Origin of the sequence: Citrobacter sp. H12-3-2 (assembly GCF_009649895.1) — a bacterium.
Lineage (GTDB): Bacteria > Pseudomonadota > Gammaproteobacteria > Enterobacterales > Enterobacteriaceae > Citrobacter > Citrobacter portucalensis.
In genome coordinates, this window is sequence record NZ_CP045837.1 from 3,558,878 (window position 1) to 3,576,371 (window position 17,494).

Below are 17,494 nucleotides of genomic sequence, written 5' to 3' on the forward strand. Positions count from 1 at the left end.
GAATACCCTTTTAGAGGTAGACAATAAATATCCTAAAGCAGCTATTTATTGATATTCATCAAGCAAAGAGAGAAATAAGAATCAGCCAATGGGTAAGTTTGAAGGGGCTCGCATAATTAGTGAGAATGAAATGTAAATATCAAATTTCGTTTAAAATTAGAGTTTTATTCTACACGCAAGGTTTGATTATCCATTAACCACACAAACTTCAGAATAAAAATTCTATAAACAGTAAAAGTCGCTGAAGTTAATCCCGCGTTAACACTCGCTATATAATTAAATATACAATGAAAGCATATAAAAAAGAACCCTTTTCTATTTTGCGATTACACGTATTAATGAAGATACCTGTCTTACTATTTCGCTCACATATACATTACGGCCAGACATACGACACACACACATTTCATTGGCCCGCACTGATGCACACATCCTTGATCTGGTCACTTATTATACAGAAACAACTTTCGCTACAATCAGAGTAGAGGTAAAACAAACAGGAGGTAGTGAATATGTATCGCTCAATTCTGGTGCCCATTGATATCTCTGAAGCCGATCTCACTCGTCATGTTGTGCCGCAGGTCCAGGCGCATGCCAAAACCGCGAAGGTCCACTTTTTAGCCGTTATTCCTACCGTTCCGTTCTATGCCTCGCTGGGACTGGCCTACTCTACCGAATTTCCGGACAGAAGTGGTCTGCAGGCCAAAGCCAGCGAAAAACTCGAAGAAATTATTAAGCAGTTCAATATTCCTGCCGGCAGGACTCAGACCCACGTCGTTTACGGCCCGCCGAAGGATCAGATCCTCAAGCTGGCGGAGGCGGTTGACGCCGAGCTTATCGTCATCGCCTCACACAAACCGGGGTTTAGCACTTATTTACTGGGTTCAACGGCGGCAGCCGTAGTCCGCCACGCGAAATGCCCGGTGCTGGTTGTACGGTGATAGGGTTAAAACGGGAGCGAATGTGCTCCCGTTTTTCTGTGGCTCAGGCCATCACTCAGTTCTGATGATCCAGCCTGACAAATGCCAGCAGCAGCTGGCTCAACGCACCGTAGAAACCAAAGTCATCATATCGGCGGCATTTAGCGGTGAACTCCGGTAACCAGCGTAACAGCCCCGCCAGCGTTTCTCTGCGCAACGCATCAATACGCTGACGGCTAACCCCTGGCTCACCAAGAGAAAAATGCAGATGGCTCAGCAGTTCGATAAAAATCGCCAGATGATCGGCTGATTCGCTAAACGTATCGCTTACCTGCATGCCCGCATCAGATAACAGTTGTTTAATGACCCCGTAGTTTGGCCCTTCTTCAAGATGAGCCGACGCATAGGGTAACGCGGCGTGTTTATCCGACATCAGGAACAGGCTGCAAAAATCAGCCGCCAGTTCCAGGGTAGCGTCTTCACGTACCTTGAGCGCGGCAATTTTCGCTTCCAGCAAAAGAACATCCGCCTCAAGCGACGGTTCACCTTTGAGTACGGTGAACCACTCAGTCATTTCGCTGGACTGCAATTGCGCTAATCCCTCACCGTCACGCTCCCGGGAAAACATTTGCGCCAACCATGCATAAACACAGGCCATCTGTTCTGTCGTCAGGGAGGTGTGTTTCATCATGACGTCACCTTCTCCGCCGGGACATATTCGCACTGCGCCACCATTTTTATCGGGCCGCTGAACGCCGTCACGTTATCCACCTTACCGGTATATTTCTCAATTTCCACCAGCGTAGTATGCGCACTGGTCGCCTGCGCCAGCTGAGACGTACCGATATCTAGGGTTAACACGTTCGGATTGCCGTATTTACACAGCGCTCCGATTTCTCCACCGTTATCAGGATCGTACCAGGCACCTTCATGGATGCGCGCCACGCCCGGCGAGTAGAGATCGGAGACAACCGCGCCGGCCAGCACTTGTCCACGCGCGTTAAATACACGAACTATATCGCCGTTGCGGATCCCCCTGGCGCTGGCATCCTGCGGGTTAATAAACACCGGCTCTTTGCCACCTACCGCGTAATGCTTGCGCAGCGCTTCGGACTCGCAGAGCTGTGAATGCAGACGGAAATCCGGGTGGACGGATTGCAGATGCAGCGGCCAACGTTGCGATCCAGGCCCACCGTGTGAACGTTCGATTTTCTCAAACCACATTGGATGCCCCTGACAATCGTCATATTGCATATCGGCAATAGTTTTCGAATAGATCTCGATCAAACCGCTCGGCGTCCCCAGAGGCTCAAGGTCGGGATCTTCGCGGAAGGCCTGATGACGGACAAACATCTGCGGATGTTCGAATTCAACGTACTCCTGCTGATTCCAGAAAACGTCGAAAGCCGGGAGATGGACGCCGCGCCCTTTCCCCTGCTGGCTACCTTCCTGCCAGATCCGTTTTAACCAACCCATCTCATCCAGCCCTTCGGTGAAGGCTTCTTCACGATTAAAGCGGCGGCAAAGATCGCGGAAAATATCGAAATCATTACGCGCTTCAAACTGCGGCTGCACCAGCTGCTTCATAGCGATAATGCCGCGGTTGGAGTGGTTGCCATATTGGTCGAGATCGTTACGTTCAAACTGGGTCGTCGCCGGCAATACGATATCGGCGAATCGACAGGTCGAGGTCCACTGATTGTCGATGGCGATAACGGTTTCCAGCTTACGCCAGCCCTCAATAATACGGTTGATCTGCTGGTGACGATGGAAAGGGTTGGTCCCGGCAAAAACGCACATCTTCAACGGTGGCAGCTTGACGGTTTTACCGTTCCAGTTAATGCTCTTGCCCGGCTCCAGAATCGCATCGATAAAACGCGCGATCGGAATGGTACTGCTGTAGCCCTTATAATCGGTTCTGTCATGTACCGGTGGAACGGTGGTAGAACCAGAAAATCCGCTCAGGATAACGCCTTTACGACCTGGGGTGCCCGCGCCGTTGTAATGCCAGCCAAAGCCAAACCCCCCCCCGGGTAAGCCAATTTGCCCAAGCATTGAGGCTAGCACTACGATCATCCACGCCCACTGTTCCCCATGCTGCATACGCTGCACGCACCAGCCAGCAATAATTTGCGTTCTGCCCCCCGCCATCTGCCGAGCCAGTTCACGGATTGCCTCAGCATCAATCCCGCAGATTTTTTCCGCCCACTGAGCATCTTTAGGCTGTCCGTCACTTTCTCCCAGCAGATAAGGCAGAAATTGCTCAAACCCAACGCAGTAGTTCTCGAGGAAATGCTTATCGTAGAGCTTCTCGGTATACAGCGTGTGTGCCAGCGCCAGCTGTAGTGGCACATCAGCCTGCGGGTTTACGGCGATGTGCTTAACCTTGTCGCGGCCCAGGTAGTCATGAGTCGAGGTGACGACCGGGTCAACGCTGATGACCGAAATCTCGCCCCGAGCCACTTTATCCTTCAGTTGCTCGTAGTATTCGTAGACATCATGATCCGGGCACCACCAGTTCGCCTGCTGGTTTTTGATGAGGTCAGAACCCCACAGCACAATGGTTTTGCTGTTTTCGAGTACCAGTGGCCAGGAGGTCTGCTGTTCATATACCTCCATTGAACCCACCACGCGCGGCAGAATGACCTGAGCGGCACCGGTGGAATAGTCGCCCCCCGTACTCACGCTGTTGCCATGCAGCGCAATGGCACGTGCCAGCATCCCGGAAGCATTGTGGAACATCCCGGTCGATTGCCAGCCGCTGGCCGTTAGCAGCGCGCTCGGACCATAAGTATTCTGAATGCGTTCCAGCTCCTGATAGAAGAAATCCAGCGCTTCATCCCACGAAACGCGCACAAAGCGGTTATCTCCACGTTGCGAGGTATCGCTCTGATGGCGTTTACGCAACCAGTCCACGCGGACCATCGGGTAGCGAATACGCGCTCCACCGTGTACGTGATCCGGGAGTCCGGCGATCATTTTTGACGGGTATTTATCGCGCTCGAACGGCCTGGCTTCAATGAAACGACCGTCAACCACGGTGGCACGAATGGCCCCCCAGTGAGAACCGGTCAGAATCCCCTCTTTGACGCCTGCCCCCTGCACCTCTGCGGCATTAGCGTTACGCGGCGTGAGCAGCGAAGGCCCTAACATACCAGCTACGGTCAAGCCGCCCAGTTGCAGCAAAAAACGTCGGCGCGATGCCTGAAAGAGATCGTTATTTTTCATTGCTTTCTCCCTTATCGCCATGCGGCTTATCCGTAGTGTCAGAGGCATTCATCTGCAAATATTTCAGCAAGGTACGTTCTTCACGTTTATCCAGACTGGTAAATCCAATCATGCCGTTCAACGTGCCAATCCAACCGTTAGCATCAAAGTGTTCTTTCTCTGGTGCACCGTGGCATTGGTTACAGGTTCCGTTATAGAGCGAGTCGGCATAAGCCCAGATAGGTTTGATATCGTTAACCATATCGCCCTTCTGCATCCAGGCAGTGGCCTGCAATTTACTCCATGGCGTATTCGTTTCCGCAACGGTGGTTTGCTCCAGCGTCTTCACGTGCTGCTGGATGTCGCCACGAATGGAAGCCACAAAAATGCGCTTGCCCGGCAGTTGCGCCAACACGCGCTGACGCCCATTACTCTCGGTCCAGCCCACAATTTCAATTTGCAGCCAGTCACCATCACGCTTTAACACTTTCACTTCAGAAGCGGGCAGCAGTGAGCCTGCAGGTTCTTTATCACCTTTGGCGGCATAAATAGGTTTGATGTCCAGAGAGTAGAGCGTCTCGCCATCGTCGTTCGCCCTGGCGCGTAACTCATCAAACTGCTTGCGGAAACCGCTGCTCATATCGGGAAGCTGGTGTGCAATACCTTTATGGCAGTCGATACAGGATTGGTTGTCCTTGGCCGCAATCTTCATCTGGCGCGCAGCTTCAGGATGTTGTTTCGCGTGGTCCATCGCATCATAGTCATGACAAGAACGACAGGTCGCGGAGTTGTTCTCCTTCATTCGCGCCCATTCGCGCTCCGCCAGCTCAGCGCGTTTGGCTTCGAATTTCTCTGGAGTATCAATAGAGTGGGCAACAAAGGTTTGGTAAATATCGTTGCTGGCCTCCAGCTTACGTTTCACCATGCCTGGAATATCGGATGGAATGTGGCAGTCATGACATTCTGCGCGCACCCCGGAGGCATTCTGAAAATGCGCAGACTGTTTATATTCTTCGTAAACCGGCTGCATACTGTGGCAGCTCACGCAAAACTCGGTAGAACTGGTTAATTTAATACCAACGTGCGGCAAGACGATCAGCGCAATACCGACCACAATCCCGATAACGACCAGCGCCAACACTGACCAACGTGCGCTCGGTCTGAGCAGCGCCCTCCATAGTTTCCGCATAATAGCCCCTGTAATATTATGGTTTAGTTACAGAGGATCTTATTTCTCAAATGTGAACAGCAACACTGGTCAGGATGAATGGCTTACGGCACAATGTGAACAGATATGAACAGAAAGAGAACGCCATCAAAATGCCGCATCACATTGTCATTGTTGAAGATGAACCCGTCACCCAGGCGAGGTTACAGGCATATTTTGAACAGGAAGGTTATCATGTCTCTGTCACCGCCAGCGGAGCTGGTCTGCGTGAAATCATGTCACAACATCCTGTCGATCTCATTCTGTTGGATATCAACCTCCCGGACGAAAATGGCTTAATGCTGACCCGCGCCCTGCGCGAACGCTCAACGGTGGGGATCATTCTGGTGACAGGTCGTAGCGATCAAATTGACCGGATCGTTGGCCTGGAAATGGGCGCTGATGATTATGTCACCAAGCCACTGGAGCTACGTGAACTGGTGGTTCGGGTTAAAAATTTGCTCTGGCGTATCGATCTTGCCCGCCAGGCACAGCCGGAGACCAAAGATAACTGCTATCAGTTTGCCGGATACTGTCTGAATGTCTCCCGGCATACCCTGGAGCTGGGCGATGAGACGATCAAACTCACCCGCGCCGAGTATGAAATGCTGGTCGCCTTTGTCACCAATCCGGGGGAAATTCTCAGCCGCGAACGTTTACTGCGTATGCTTTCGGCACGACGGGTAGACAATCCAGACTTACGCACCGTAGATGTACTGATCCGCCGTTTGCGCCACAAGCTACGGGCTGATTTACTGGTGACGCAGCACGGCGAAGGTTATTTTTTAGCGGCCGACGTGTACTGATACAGATAAACCGGACGGAACCCGCCAGGAGACAGCGAGCGTTGAACATGCTGGCTGTCGGCATTTTTCGGGGTGAGCACCAGGATCGGCGGACTGATATTTTCCGGTACCGGTTGCCCTTGTAGTACCCTGATCGCCTGTTGAATCGCCAGTTCACCTTGCCAGACCATCTGATCGCTGGCAGCCATAATGATTCTTTCGCGTTTAAGTCCGCGATATACCTGATGCGACAGGTAAAAAGAGACCACGGTGAGCGGCGTCCCCGGATTCCGCTTCTCTCCCATCGCCGCTTCCGCAGCAATTGCCGTACCGGCAACCACATCGACATCCGGGTGACGCTCAAGCATCTCCTGCAACAGGTTGCGCTGAACTTCAATATCATTATCCCCCAACGCCACATCCACGATGTTCACCTGACTACCGGCAATCGCCTGACGGAATCCTGCCACCATTTCGCGGCTGCCTCCGGCGTCATCAGGTCCTGGCAATAGCAGAACCTTTAACGGTTTGCCGCCGCTCCACTTGACCAGATAGCGGCCCGGCTGGTACCCCATCTGGAACCACGGAACGCCGACCCGTGCTTTCACCGTCGGATCGTGTATCGCATTCACTACCTCAATGACCGGCAACGCGCCTACCTGCGCGGAAAGATCCGGGAAGGTCGTCGTGCTGCTACCCAGCAATATGGCATCTGCTCCCCATTGCTGGCACTGGGCGATTTGTGTTTTTTGCGTGGAGAACTGACGATACCCTCCCGCCTCTAACACCTTCAGACTTACCCCGTATTTTCTCGCCGCCTCAAGCATGCCGTAATTCACGGAAAGCCAATAGGAGTCTTTCAGGCTGGGATACAGTGCGCACAGTTTCCAGACTTTGTTTGCAGTAACGTCCGATTGCAGTTCCGGGACTGCCTGCTGCGTATCCTGCCAGCGCAGCAATGCGGACCCGGCCGCATAACTCAAACCGGGAAAAAGCATGATTAACAGGAAAACCAATACGCGCATGATAGCCTCAACATTGATAAGGCTTTATCCTAGTTGCTTTCCTCTTTTGGACTCAACCTTTTTAATCTGTGGCGACCAGACAGTGAATTTATCTCTGACCAAACGACTGTGGATAGGCTTTGCGCTGATGGCGGCACTGACTCTCATCAGTACGCTGACAGGCTGGTATAACCTGCGTTTTGTCAGCCAGGTTGAGCAGGCCAATACCCAGGCGCTAATTCCAACCATGGATATGGCGCGCCAGCTCAGCGAGGCCAGTGCCTGGGAACTGTTTTCCGCACAAAATCTGACCACCGCAGACAATGAAAATATGTGGCTGGCTCAGGGGAGAATGCTAACCGCCCAGAGCCTGAAAATAACCACATTACTCAGAACCCTTCGAGAACAGGGCTTTGATACTTCTGCCATTGAACAGCAGGAGAAAGAAATCGCCCGGTCGTTAAGCCACCAGGGGGAGATGGTTGGCGAACGCCTGAAATTACGCGCTCAACAGCAACAACTCAGCCAGCAAATTACTGAGGCCACCGCTGACGTTGCCGAAATGGCACGCGGTCAGGCCAGTAATGCCGCCACGTCGGCGGGTGCGACACAGGCCAGCATTTATGATTTGATTGAGAGCCATCAGGGACAGGCCGCTGAACACGCGCTGGACAGGCTCATCGATATCGATCTGGAATATTATAACCAGATGAATGAACTGCGCCTGAGTGCGCTACGCGTGCAGCAAATGGTCATGAACCTGGGGAATAACCAGGCGCAGAATAACCTGGCTGCGCTGGAAAACCAGTTGAATGCCGCCGTCAGAGTACTTCAGCGCCGACAAATACGTATTGAAGATCCCGTGGTGCGCACTCAGGTGGCCAACACCGTCAATACGATTAGCCAATATGTTGAGCTGCTGTCCCTGTATCGCCAGGATAATGACATCACGACCCAATTGCAGATCTTATCGCAGAATAATATCGAGCAATTTACCCGTTTCAGTAGCGAAGTCAGCCAGTTGGTGGAAACCATCGGCCAGCGTAATCAAAGTGGACTGGCGCATCTCAAACAGGCCAGCCAGCGCGGGCAACACTTGCTGCTGCTGTTAAGTGGCGTGTCATTATGTTTGCTGATTCTTATACTTTGGCGTGTGGTTTATCGCTCAGTCACTCGACCACTGGCACAGCAAACCCAGGCGTTACAGCGTCTGCTGGAGGGGGATATTGACTCCCCATTCCCGGAAACCGCAGGCGTTCGTGAACTGGATACCATCGGGCGGTTGATGGATGCCTTTCGCGGCAGTGTTCACGCCCTCAATAGCCATCGCGAACATCTGGCCGCACAGGTTAAAGCTCGCACCGCCGAGCTGCGTTCTATGGTATCTGAACACCGACAGGCCCGTGCAGAAGCTGAAAAAGCTAACCAGGCAAAATCGGCGTTTCTTGCCGCCATGAGCCATGAAATACGCACCCCACTGTATGGTATCCTCGGCACTGCGCAGTTGCTCTCAGACAATCCCTCCCTGGCACAGCATCGGGAAAATCTACGCGCAATCACCGATTCGGGCGAGTCTTTGCTGACCATCCTCAACGATATTCTGGACTATTCCGCCATCGAAGCCGGTGGAAAAAATGTGGCAATAGGCGATGAGCCTTTTGAACCCAAACCCTTGCTGGAAAGTACGCTTCAACTCATGAACAGCCGCGTTGCTGGTCGCCCGGTCGTGCTGGTTGCGGATTTTGCCGATGACGTTCCCGCTTCCCTGCGTGGCGATCCGCGCCGCATTCGGCAAATCATTACTAATTTATTAAACAACGCACTACGCTTTACCGATCGGGGACACATCATCCTGCGTAGCCGATGTGAGGGCAAAAACTGGTACATCGAGGTTGAAGATACGGGATGTGGTATTGACCCTGCCCGCCAGCACGATATTTTTCAGCCGTTTGTTCAGGTAAGCAGTAAACGAGGTGGAACCGGACTCGGACTAACCATCAGCGCCAGTCTCGCTCAGGCAATGCAGGGAGAGCTGAGCGTCACCAGCACGCCCGGCGTCGGGAGTTGTTTCCAGCTGCGTCTGCCATTGCGGGCAACCACGATGCCCATCATGAAACCCGCACAACGCTCCATATCGTTACAGGGCTTACGCTTATTGCTTATCGAGGATAATCCTCTTACACAACGTATCAGTACTGAAATGCTCATCCTCAATGGCGCACAGGTTACTGCTGCCAGCAGCGCCGCTGAGGCGCTAAAAATATTGCAGGAAGATACACGCTACGATGCTGCTCTGGTTGATTTCGATCTTCCTGATATCGACGGGATCACGCTGGCGCAGCAGTTAGCCCACGACTATCCGGCACTTAGCCTGATCGGCTTTAGCGCGCACGTCATCGACGAAACGCTAAGCCAAAGAACCAGCACCCTGTTCCTCGGCATTATTCAAAAACCAGTCCCCCGGGATGAACTCAGTCGACTTATTACGCATTATCTGCACGGTAGTGCGACTCTCCCGCTTGCATCAGAAAATGACAACAAACGGTTAGATTTTCAGCAGTTGTCTGGAGATATCCAGGTTATGGGATGGCAAAAGGTGCACGAATGGTTAGCGCTCTTTAAGCAACACACTCTTCCTGTATTAGATGAGATTGACGCTGCCCGCGCAGCACATGACGACGAGCGGATAAAACGTCTGACGCATCAGCTAAAAAGCAGCTGCGCCAGCATGGGAATGCGCTCAGCCAGCACGATGTGTGCAGCACTTGAACAGCAGCCGTTGGGTGATTTTTCACTCAGAGAGGAGATCCAACAAAGTCTTTATGAGGTAGAACGTTGGCTGGAAAAAGAAAAACCGTCCCGCGCGTAACGGTACGTTGAAGCTGAGCATAGGGACTGATTTTGAATGGTACGCCCTGTAGGATTCGAACCTACGACCTACGGCTTAGAAGGCCGTTGCTCTATCCAACTGAGCTAAGGGCGCATTGCGAAGTGATTACTTCATGCAGATGAAACGCGTGAATTATACGGTCAGCGCCTGCTGAGTCAATGCCTTTTGTTTCAGTTGCTGGCGAAGTGAACGAATGTTGATTTTTTCTGCTGGTTCAAGGGTATCCAGGAAATCGCCTGGTAACAACTCAGCCCACGAAACGCCAGATTTAGGGATACATGTATTTAGAATATTTATGATTTTGCTTAACATTCCCTTACCCCTCCAGCGGTTCAGGAACTCTTTAATGTTAAGTATCGCCATCAAGGAAGAAAACAGTCACTTCGAACATGGACTAAAAATTATCATCTCCCATTTGGCAAACCAGTGGCATCAGGAGATTTGCTTTTTGCCTGTCGAGGATATCGATCGCGCTGACATCGCGTTTATTTCCCTGGATGAAGATTGGCTCAGCGCCGATTGCTATCAGATTCCGGTCCATACCCGCCGCCAACACCGGGTTGTCATCTGCAACAGAAACGATAAAGATAAGCTGATGTTCCGGCCCTGCCTGTACATGTTGCCACTGATCTATCGGGAAGATGACGTTGAGGAAATGACTAAAAAATTAGTCCTCATCCTGCAAAAACGTGCGCTGCGCAACAACGTGCCCGCAACTATCTGCCATTACTGCACCACTCGCAACTTTTCTATCGAAGAACGTCAGTTCTTAATGTTTCTCGCCAGCGGCTATACCTTAGCCGAAACAGCTCACTTACTCTCGGTAAGCGAAATTCAGGCCAAAGCCACCCGTCGCAGCATTATGAAAAAGCTGCATGTGAAAAACGATCAGCAATTCTTAAGATACATCCGGGCGCATCTGAACTTTCTACAAAATTAGGTGGCATCTCTCTGCCTGGTTTTTTATTGAGAAAAATCTCATCACCAATTAAGTATCGGCACCTACTGTACCTATCTCCATGCTGCCAGAATAATCTTGGCTTACTATTTCCGGGGTAACAGAAAGACACACCCGGTAATATTTTATCTAATCCCATAGAGAGGTTGAACTGGATAAAACGACTTTTTGGGCATTGAGTAAGACATCAGAAAACTTCCGGCAGATTATTCTGATGGGATACGCAATTGCCAGTCTGATGATTGCTGAAGCATTGAAACCCAACAGCACAAGGAAACTCGCCTTTATGCTGGAGAAAATTTGGGTCAGGGATGTTTATAGTCGGCAATTTATCCAGACCTGCCGCAACAGAAATGGAATGGAAAAGGATGCACAGCGCAAAACGCCGGGATCGACTTCGCCGTATACGAAACACAAACTGTACCTGGCAATATCCTCACTACACATCACAGGTATTTGACCAACTTGAGTATCTGACGCAAAAACTCGAATACACATTACCGAGTGACACTATATCTCAGGCGATTATTACGACAGATTACTATCTGGCCTATGCGCTGGGTCGACATTTATTTTCAGGAGCACGTACCGCAATCTTCCAGACCATTGAATCGGCCAAAGTCAGCCTGCGATCGTCGGTAATTAGTCAGTTAGTGGTTGATATGGAAGGTTTAACAATCTCTTATTTTGATGTTCTGGAGTATCTGCGCCAGCTAATTAAACCGCGGAATAACATCCAAATCTTCATATTGCTTTCCCGCCACGATGAAGACCTAATCCCTTTTATTTCTCTGTCCGGTCCATTTTATATCTTGTCACGTAGCCTGCGCCTCCCGGAGATGCGCCGCGCTTTATTGTCGCCAGTCCTTAACTATATTCACTCCAGGCACATAAACCAGCTCGATTGGGAGATGGTGGAATTACTCTTACAAGGTAACTCCTTAAAAGAGATTGCTTTGTTACAAGCTCGCCCCTACCACCGTATCATCTATCGCTTGAACCAGCTGATTGCGCGTCTGGGCTTAGCAAACCGGCAGCGTTTTTTGCACCTGATACATCGCCTCAGCGTTACCTCTGCTCATTTAATTTAACACCCTAACCCTATGTGCCATAAGATTTTTTAGGAAATTACTTATTTTTATATGAGATAAAAGATCTAAATTTCACAACTATTTAATATTTACAACTATTCCTGGTATTATGCTAACTTCCACCACCCCAGTAAACCATACTGGTTCTGTGCATATCAGCACAAATAGCGTCATTCCCACCTTAACAAATCCTAAACAATTAGTTTATTGTATTGTTTTTACCATTTAAAAATTTTTTTCAGTCTGCCATAATTCAAACAGCAGTAAAATAATGCCAATAGTCATTAACACATCTGGATCTTTTAGAACATCCTAACTGACATTAACAACCTGAATGTTGTAAGCCTTTTCCGAAAGAACAGAGCAGGTATAATCCCCATAGTTTTCTGATTAATTGTTAGTTTTCCCAGTGTGAAATGGATTTTCCACAAATTCATTGTTCTGTAGAAGAGCAACCGAATAAACAAGGATGAAATAATATTTATTCGACTCTCCCTCAGAACAACCCTTGGCTATTTGACAATATTATAACGCCTGATGTTTTATAAAATTATCAAGATACGCATACAGTTTGAGGCATACAACAATGAAACCAGCATCCGTTATCATTATGGACGAACACCCTATTGTCAGAATGTCGATAGAAGTACTACTTGAAAAAAACAGTAATATCCAGGTTGTGTTGAAGACCGATGACAGCCGTACGGCAATAGAGCACCTGCGCACTTACCCTGTCGATCTTGTCATTCTGGATATTGAACTACCTGGTTCAGATGGATTTACATTACTCAAGAGAATAAAGTCTCTGCAGGAGAATACTCGGGTGTTGTTTCTCTCCTCCAAATCGGAGTCTTTTTATGCCGGGCGTGCTATCCGGGCCGGTGCAAATGGTTTTGTCAGTAAACGAAAGGATTTGAATGATATCTACAATGCGGTAAAAATGATTTTATCGGGATATTCTTTTTTCCCTTCAGACACCCTTAACTTCATTAACAATATAAATATGAAAAAAGGTGTATTGAATGACATGCCGCTCTCTAATCGCGAAGTTACGGTTTTGCGTTATCTGGCAAATGGCCTCTCTAATAAGGAAATTGCTGAGCAGCTGTTACTCAGCAATAAAACGATTAGTGCTCACAAAGCTAACATCTACGCCAAACTCGGCTTGCACACTATCGTTGAGCTGATCGATTACGCAAAAATGCATGAATTAATGTAATTGCACTCCCGGCGAGACTTCGTTCGGGAGCGTTTTATCCGCGCATTGATTAGTTATAGTTAATCATAAATGTGGCATCGGCCCTGGCGAGGCCAGGCTGAACCCCACCTGCTAACGCGATATAGTTGGCGAAAAAGGTCAGCGTGGCATTGCCGCTTTCATCAATCCCTACGGTTTGGCTGGCCTGCTCGAGCGGTAATCGCGTACGGTCGCTGTCATGCAGTTCGATCGCCACCTTTTGCGCCATCACCACATCGTCGAGCGCCAGCAACGTCGTGCCGGGGGCCGGAGTACCAGAAAACGTTATCGATGCGGAGCCCGGCGGGCAGCCTTCCAGCTTCAGCGTAAACGCGACTGGTTGGGTAGTATCCCCGCTGGTCTGTAACTGTTTTGTCGGCCAGGTGCCCAATTCAACCGACTTATTGCTGTCACTGGCAATCACCGCACAGGTAAAGTCCACCACGTTTCCGCGCAGTTCAATATTGATTTCACCCAGCGACGAGGACGCATGGCACAACGAGCTGAATGTCAGTATGGGCAGCATCACCAGAAGTGCCCATACAGTTGGCGTTTGCTTGTTAGTCATAATCTACTCGCAGATAGCCACGGGCAGTAAAAGGCCCTTCGGTAGGTTTATTCCCCGTCACGCTGACCGGCCATGACCGAATACCCACGCTTGCAGCGGCGTTATCATCCAATTGAAACGGGATAGTGCTGGACAGATTATTGGGCGTCAGCGGTCTACCGGTTTTGTCGGCGACAATAAATCCTAAGTCAGGATTGTCCGATACCATCATTTGCCCGCTGGCTTTCTCGGCCTCTACACGCATGGTTAAGTAGGCCTGTGCAGCGACGTTGGTGCATTTTATCGCCACCGTTTTGGTCTGCGGATTAATGCCTTCGGGCCGGTTTCCTGCCCCCGCCTTGCTAAACAACGATGCACCAATATCACCAAAATCAAACTCGACAATCTGCCCGGCATTCACCTCGCAGTTTTGTGGAACCTCCACCTTGCCGCTGTAACTGATGGTGTAAACCGGTGTGCTTAACGCATCTCCGGTACTGGTGGTAACGTAGACTCTGAACATCGTCTGCCGAGGGATCGGCACCATGTTAATAAACGAGCGGATCACTTTGAGTTTAAACACCAGGTTTGAATCCTGTACGCCAAAAGGCTTCTGCTGCGAAACGTTCGAGTCAACGCCCATACGGATATAATTGCGCGGAGGATAAAACAACCCGGCGTAGCTGTCGGTGATGCTCATGGCTCCCAGCAGGTAGTCATTGAGTTTCAGGTACTGAAAACCATTTTCTGTACTTTGCACAGGGAGTTCCGTAACGTAGCTTCGATAGGTGTAATTCACCGTCGTCCCGGCCGGACAGGTAGCATTAACGCCAATCCATCCTGATTTTTCCGGTAATGTCACCACCTGTCCTGGCTGGTTGTTGCTGCTGTTAAAGACGTTAGACAGATCGTAAAAAACATCCGTTGGTGTGCCATTCGAGTTTTGGCAGACCGTCGCCCAGGACGAATGAGCCATCAGCAGTAAAGCGCTTCCCAGTAACAAACCTGTTTGTCGTTTCATCGTATTATTCCTGTCGTGCCGTTGGAGATTCGCACGTCACGTTCGTGAGCGTCACCGCCTGTTTCAGACTCTCCTCAGGCAAGGCATAGTGCGCCACGCAGCGAGCGTTAGCGCTTTCCCCCCATTGGATCAGCAATTCGCCTTTTAGCGGTAAGCCGCTCAGGTAGATTTGCCCGTCTTCGCCCACCATACTGGTCACGCCGCTGGTGTTTTCACGCACAACGGATCCAAATGGCACAGGTTTACCTGCATATTTCGCAGTTATCAGCGCCCGCACACCGATACGTGTATCAAACGCCGCTCGCACCAATGCTCCTTGCGTTGGCACGACGCTGCTAACGTTATTTTCCACATCGGTATTGTTGTTCATTGAATTGGTATCTAACGCGACGCGGTTATAGCGATAAACGGTGGCATACGGCATCACCGCGTATCCGCGCCAGTCGGTTTGCACGCCGGTCTGGTTTTCTATCCGCACACCCTGCACGCCAGGTGCTTTAACCAGCACATTGGTGTCCCCCAGCGGCTGACTGAGCGTAATACCGTCCGCATGCCCCACCACGCCGCCGGAGAGCTGCCAGTTATAGTCATGTTGATCGCGATCGTAGTTGTATCCCACACCCAGCGTGCCATAAGCCGCCTGCCAGTTGGCGCTGGCGTTTCCGCTGTAACCGTTGGTGCTGCTGTGCCCCTGATTCACGCTGTAGCTCAGGTTGCGTCCATCCAGTAACGTACCGCCGATCCCGCTCTGCCAGCTGTTTTGTCCGTTGCTGTTGCGGTTGGCATTAAAAGTGGCGTAGGTGCGATCGAGCGCGTTATCACGCGAGTAGCGCCGTCCGCTTAGCAGGCTGAACGGCACTGACATATTGAATGCCAGAATACGGTCGGTGTCGGAGATGCCTACCGATTCATTCCACGACCAGGAGAGTGAATAGCTAATTCCCTGCCAGCCGCTGGCATAGCCCACCTGATACCAGGTATTGGTGTCTGAGGTATTCCAGTACGTTTGCTGACTCCCCGAAACATACAGCGAGCCGTAGTCTCCCAGGTTCTGCGAAATGTTAATCTGGAAGCGGCCCTTTTTGCTGTAACTCAGGTTGTGGTAACTCTTCACATCGGGCACGTCGTGGCGATTGCCTTCGCTGTCGTATTCATACTCATACCCTTCCATGCTGCGATACGCGACATCGTCGAGGGTATAGAAGCCGCGCGTTGAGTAGCGATATCCCAACAGCTGGAAGTTTGTACCAAAGTTGTTCAGCGATTTTGCATACAGAAAACGCAAAGACTGCCCCTGGTGCGTACTGTCATCCGCCAGCTGACTGCGCGCATGGGTTAAATCCACAGAAACCGCCCCCCAGTCCCCCAGGTTTCGGCCGGTGCCTAAAACTACCGCGGTGTAACGTGAGGCCAGCTGCGTACCGCCATAAGCGGTATAGCCTTCTGGTAACCCGGCAATTAATGTTCCCTGGAAAAAGAACGGTGAAGATTGCTGGCTATTGCCGCTGCGAAAATCCCCGGCAACCACGTCGTATTTGAAACGCCCTTCTCGTTGTAACAAGGGAACCGTGGAGTACGGCACCGTATAGCGCTGCTGGCTGCCGTCCTTTTCGTCCACCGTCACCTCAAGGTCACCGCTGGATGACGTCGGGTTGAGATCGGTTATCGAAAAAGCGCCTGGTGAAACATAGCTTTGATAAATCACATAGCCATTCTGACGAATGGTCAGTTTCGCTGCGGTACGCGCAATACCGCGAACGGTAGGCGCGTAGCCTTGTAAGCTGTCGGGATACATACTGTCTGAGGAATAGAGCCGCGCCCCGCGAAACCCGACGCTGTCAAAAACGTCGTTGCCGGTGTTGCTGTCGCCCATCACCAGTTCACCCTTCAGCGGGATAATCGCGCGCTGAAGCCATGTACCGATATTTTTCCAGCTTTGTGAGTGGTATCCGTCACCTTTGGAATAGCTCCATGCGCCGTTATTTCTCAAGCGCCAGGGGCCATAGTTCAGGCCACTGAGCATACTTAAGAAATAGCTGTCAGTGTCACTGCCGCGGCTGCCGGTAAAGCTGTAGTTGACCAGCGCAGCCGGGATCCCTTCATCCCACTCCTCCGGCGGAATATAGCCACGCGCGCTGTTTAACATTGACGCCTGCGGCAGGCTGACGTTTAAGCGCAGGGTAGAAAAATCAAATGCAATCTCACTGCCTGGAATCGCCTCAGGTAGATTGATGCAGGTATCGTTCGGATCCTTACTGAGTGCCGGAAATGCGGTGATATTGACGCCAAGGCGCTTCACCCAGTCGAGTCCAAAACACGGCATCAACCCACCAGACTTCTCCCCGGCTTTTCCCGCACTGCTCGTAAAACGAATATCCTGAGTAGCAACAAACTCATCGTTGCGCCAGATATCCACACGATAAACACCTTCAGGCTGATGATTGCCTTTTTCAAAACGTGATAAATCCGCCACGGTCGCCGTATCCGCAGATAAAAAGGCCGGATTAAAATAGCTTTCCCCATGGCTTAAAGAGGGAAAGAGCGCCGCCAGCGTGGACAACGCCACCCCCGCCAGCGGTGGCGTAACCCCCGGTAACAGGCCAGGAAAATACGTTGTCTTATTCATC

The 17,494-nt window shown here is 50.9% G+C and carries 14 protein-coding genes and 1 tRNA gene; 6 read left to right on the top strand and 9 right to left on the bottom strand.

Annotated features, from left to right (window positions below):
* Nucleotides 1-512 precede the first annotated feature (512 nt).
* The gene (uspF, locus tag GHC22_RS17085) at nt 513-941 is read left to right on the top strand and encodes a universal stress protein UspF (protein ID WP_003831130.1); all 429 of its coding nucleotides are present in this window, start codon (nt 513-515) and stop codon (nt 939-941) included.
* A gap of 55 nt (nt 942-996) precedes the next feature.
* On the opposite strand, the gene torD is transcribed toward uspF, so the two are convergent.
* Genes torD through torC form a run of 3 tightly spaced genes read right to left on the bottom strand, consistent with a single transcriptional unit; the run spans nt 997 to nt 5,316 of the window.
* The gene (torD, locus tag GHC22_RS17090) at nt 997-1,611 is read right to left on the bottom strand and encodes a molecular chaperone TorD (RefSeq protein ID WP_020996563.1); all 615 of its coding nucleotides are present in this window, start codon (nt 1,609-1,611) and stop codon (nt 997-999) included.
* The gene (gene torA, locus GHC22_RS17095; RefSeq protein WP_153753604.1) at nt 1,608-4,148 is read right to left on the bottom strand and encodes a trimethylamine-N-oxide reductase TorA; all 2,541 of its coding nucleotides are present in this window, start codon (nt 4,146-4,148) and stop codon (nt 1,608-1,610) included. The genes torD and torA overlap by 4 nt, the downstream gene beginning before the upstream one ends.
* On the bottom strand, nt 4,138-5,316 hold the full coding sequence (torC, locus tag GHC22_RS17100; RefSeq protein ID WP_003831126.1) for a pentaheme c-type cytochrome TorC: 1,179 nt from the start codon (nt 5,314-5,316) through the stop codon (nt 4,138-4,140). The genes torA and torC overlap by 11 nt, the downstream gene beginning before the upstream one ends.
* Nucleotides 5,317-5,447: 131 nt before the next feature.
* On the opposite strand from torC, the gene torR reads away from it, so the two are divergent.
* Nucleotides 5,448-6,140, top strand: coding sequence for a two-component system response regulator TorR (gene torR, locus GHC22_RS17105; RefSeq protein WP_020996565.1), 693 nt, complete (start codon nt 5,448-5,450; stop codon nt 6,138-6,140).
* On the opposite strand, the gene torT is transcribed toward torR, so the two are convergent.
* On the bottom strand, nt 6,113-7,144 hold the full coding sequence (gene torT / locus GHC22_RS17110) for a TMAO reductase system periplasmic protein TorT (RefSeq protein ID WP_153753606.1): 1,032 nt from the start codon (nt 7,142-7,144) through the stop codon (nt 6,113-6,115). The genes torR and torT overlap by 28 nt on opposite strands.
* A gap of 82 nt (nt 7,145-7,226) precedes the next feature.
* Between torT and torS the strand changes: the two genes are divergently transcribed.
* A complete protein-coding gene (gene torS, locus GHC22_RS17115; RefSeq protein ID WP_153753608.1) occupies nt 7,227-9,992 on the top strand; it encodes a TMAO reductase system sensor histidine kinase/response regulator TorS in 2,766 nt (921 codons plus the stop codon).
* A 37-nt stretch (nt 9,993-10,029) separates the two neighbouring features.
* On the opposite strand, the gene GHC22_RS17120 is transcribed toward torS, so the two are convergent.
* Nucleotides 10,030-10,106 (bottom strand) — tRNA-Arg (locus GHC22_RS17120).
* Between the two features lie 39 nt (nt 10,107-10,145).
* Nucleotides 10,146-10,325: a hypothetical protein gene (locus GHC22_RS17125; RefSeq protein ID WP_048235938.1), complete on the bottom strand. Its 180-nt coding sequence runs from the start codon at nt 10,323-10,325 to the stop codon at nt 10,146-10,148.
* Between the two features lie 34 nt (nt 10,326-10,359).
* On the opposite strand from GHC22_RS17125, the gene fimW reads away from it, so the two are divergent.
* From fimW to fimZ, 3 genes are all read left to right on the top strand, one after another.
* Nucleotides 10,360-10,953, top strand: a complete 594-nt coding sequence (fimW, locus tag GHC22_RS17130; RefSeq protein WP_008784010.1) for a fimbria biosynthesis transcriptional regulator FimW — start codon at nt 10,360-10,362, stop codon at nt 10,951-10,953.
* A 386-nt stretch (nt 10,954-11,339) separates the two neighbouring features.
* A complete protein-coding gene (locus GHC22_RS17135) occupies nt 11,340-12,062 on the top strand; it encodes a fimbriae Y protein (protein ID WP_100272813.1) in 723 nt (240 codons plus the stop codon).
* Between the two features lie 586 nt (nt 12,063-12,648).
* Complete coding sequence (gene fimZ, locus GHC22_RS17140; protein WP_003831119.1) at nt 12,649-13,281, top strand: fimbria biosynthesis transcriptional regulator FimZ; 633 nt, start codon at nt 12,649-12,651, stop codon at nt 13,279-13,281.
* Between the two features lie 49 nt (nt 13,282-13,330).
* Here the strand turns inward: fimZ and sfmF are convergent, their stop codons facing one another.
* From sfmF to GHC22_RS17155, 3 genes are read right to left on the bottom strand one after another with little or no spacing between them, the layout of a single operon-like run.
* Nucleotides 13,331-13,825, bottom strand: a complete 495-nt coding sequence (gene sfmF, locus GHC22_RS17145) for a fimbria assembly protein (protein WP_153753994.1) — start codon at nt 13,823-13,825, stop codon at nt 13,331-13,333.
* 34 nt (nt 13,826-13,859) lie between these two features.
* A complete protein-coding gene (gene fimH / locus GHC22_RS17150) occupies nt 13,860-14,867 on the bottom strand; it encodes a type 1 fimbria D-mannose specific adhesin FimH (protein WP_153753610.1) in 1,008 nt (335 codons plus the stop codon).
* Nucleotides 14,868-14,871: 4 nt separating this feature from the next.
* Entirely contained in the window at nt 14,872-17,493 is a 2,622-nt protein-coding gene (locus tag GHC22_RS17155) for a fimbrial biogenesis usher protein (protein ID WP_153753612.1), read from the bottom strand.
* Nucleotide 17,494 lies beyond the last annotated feature (1 nt).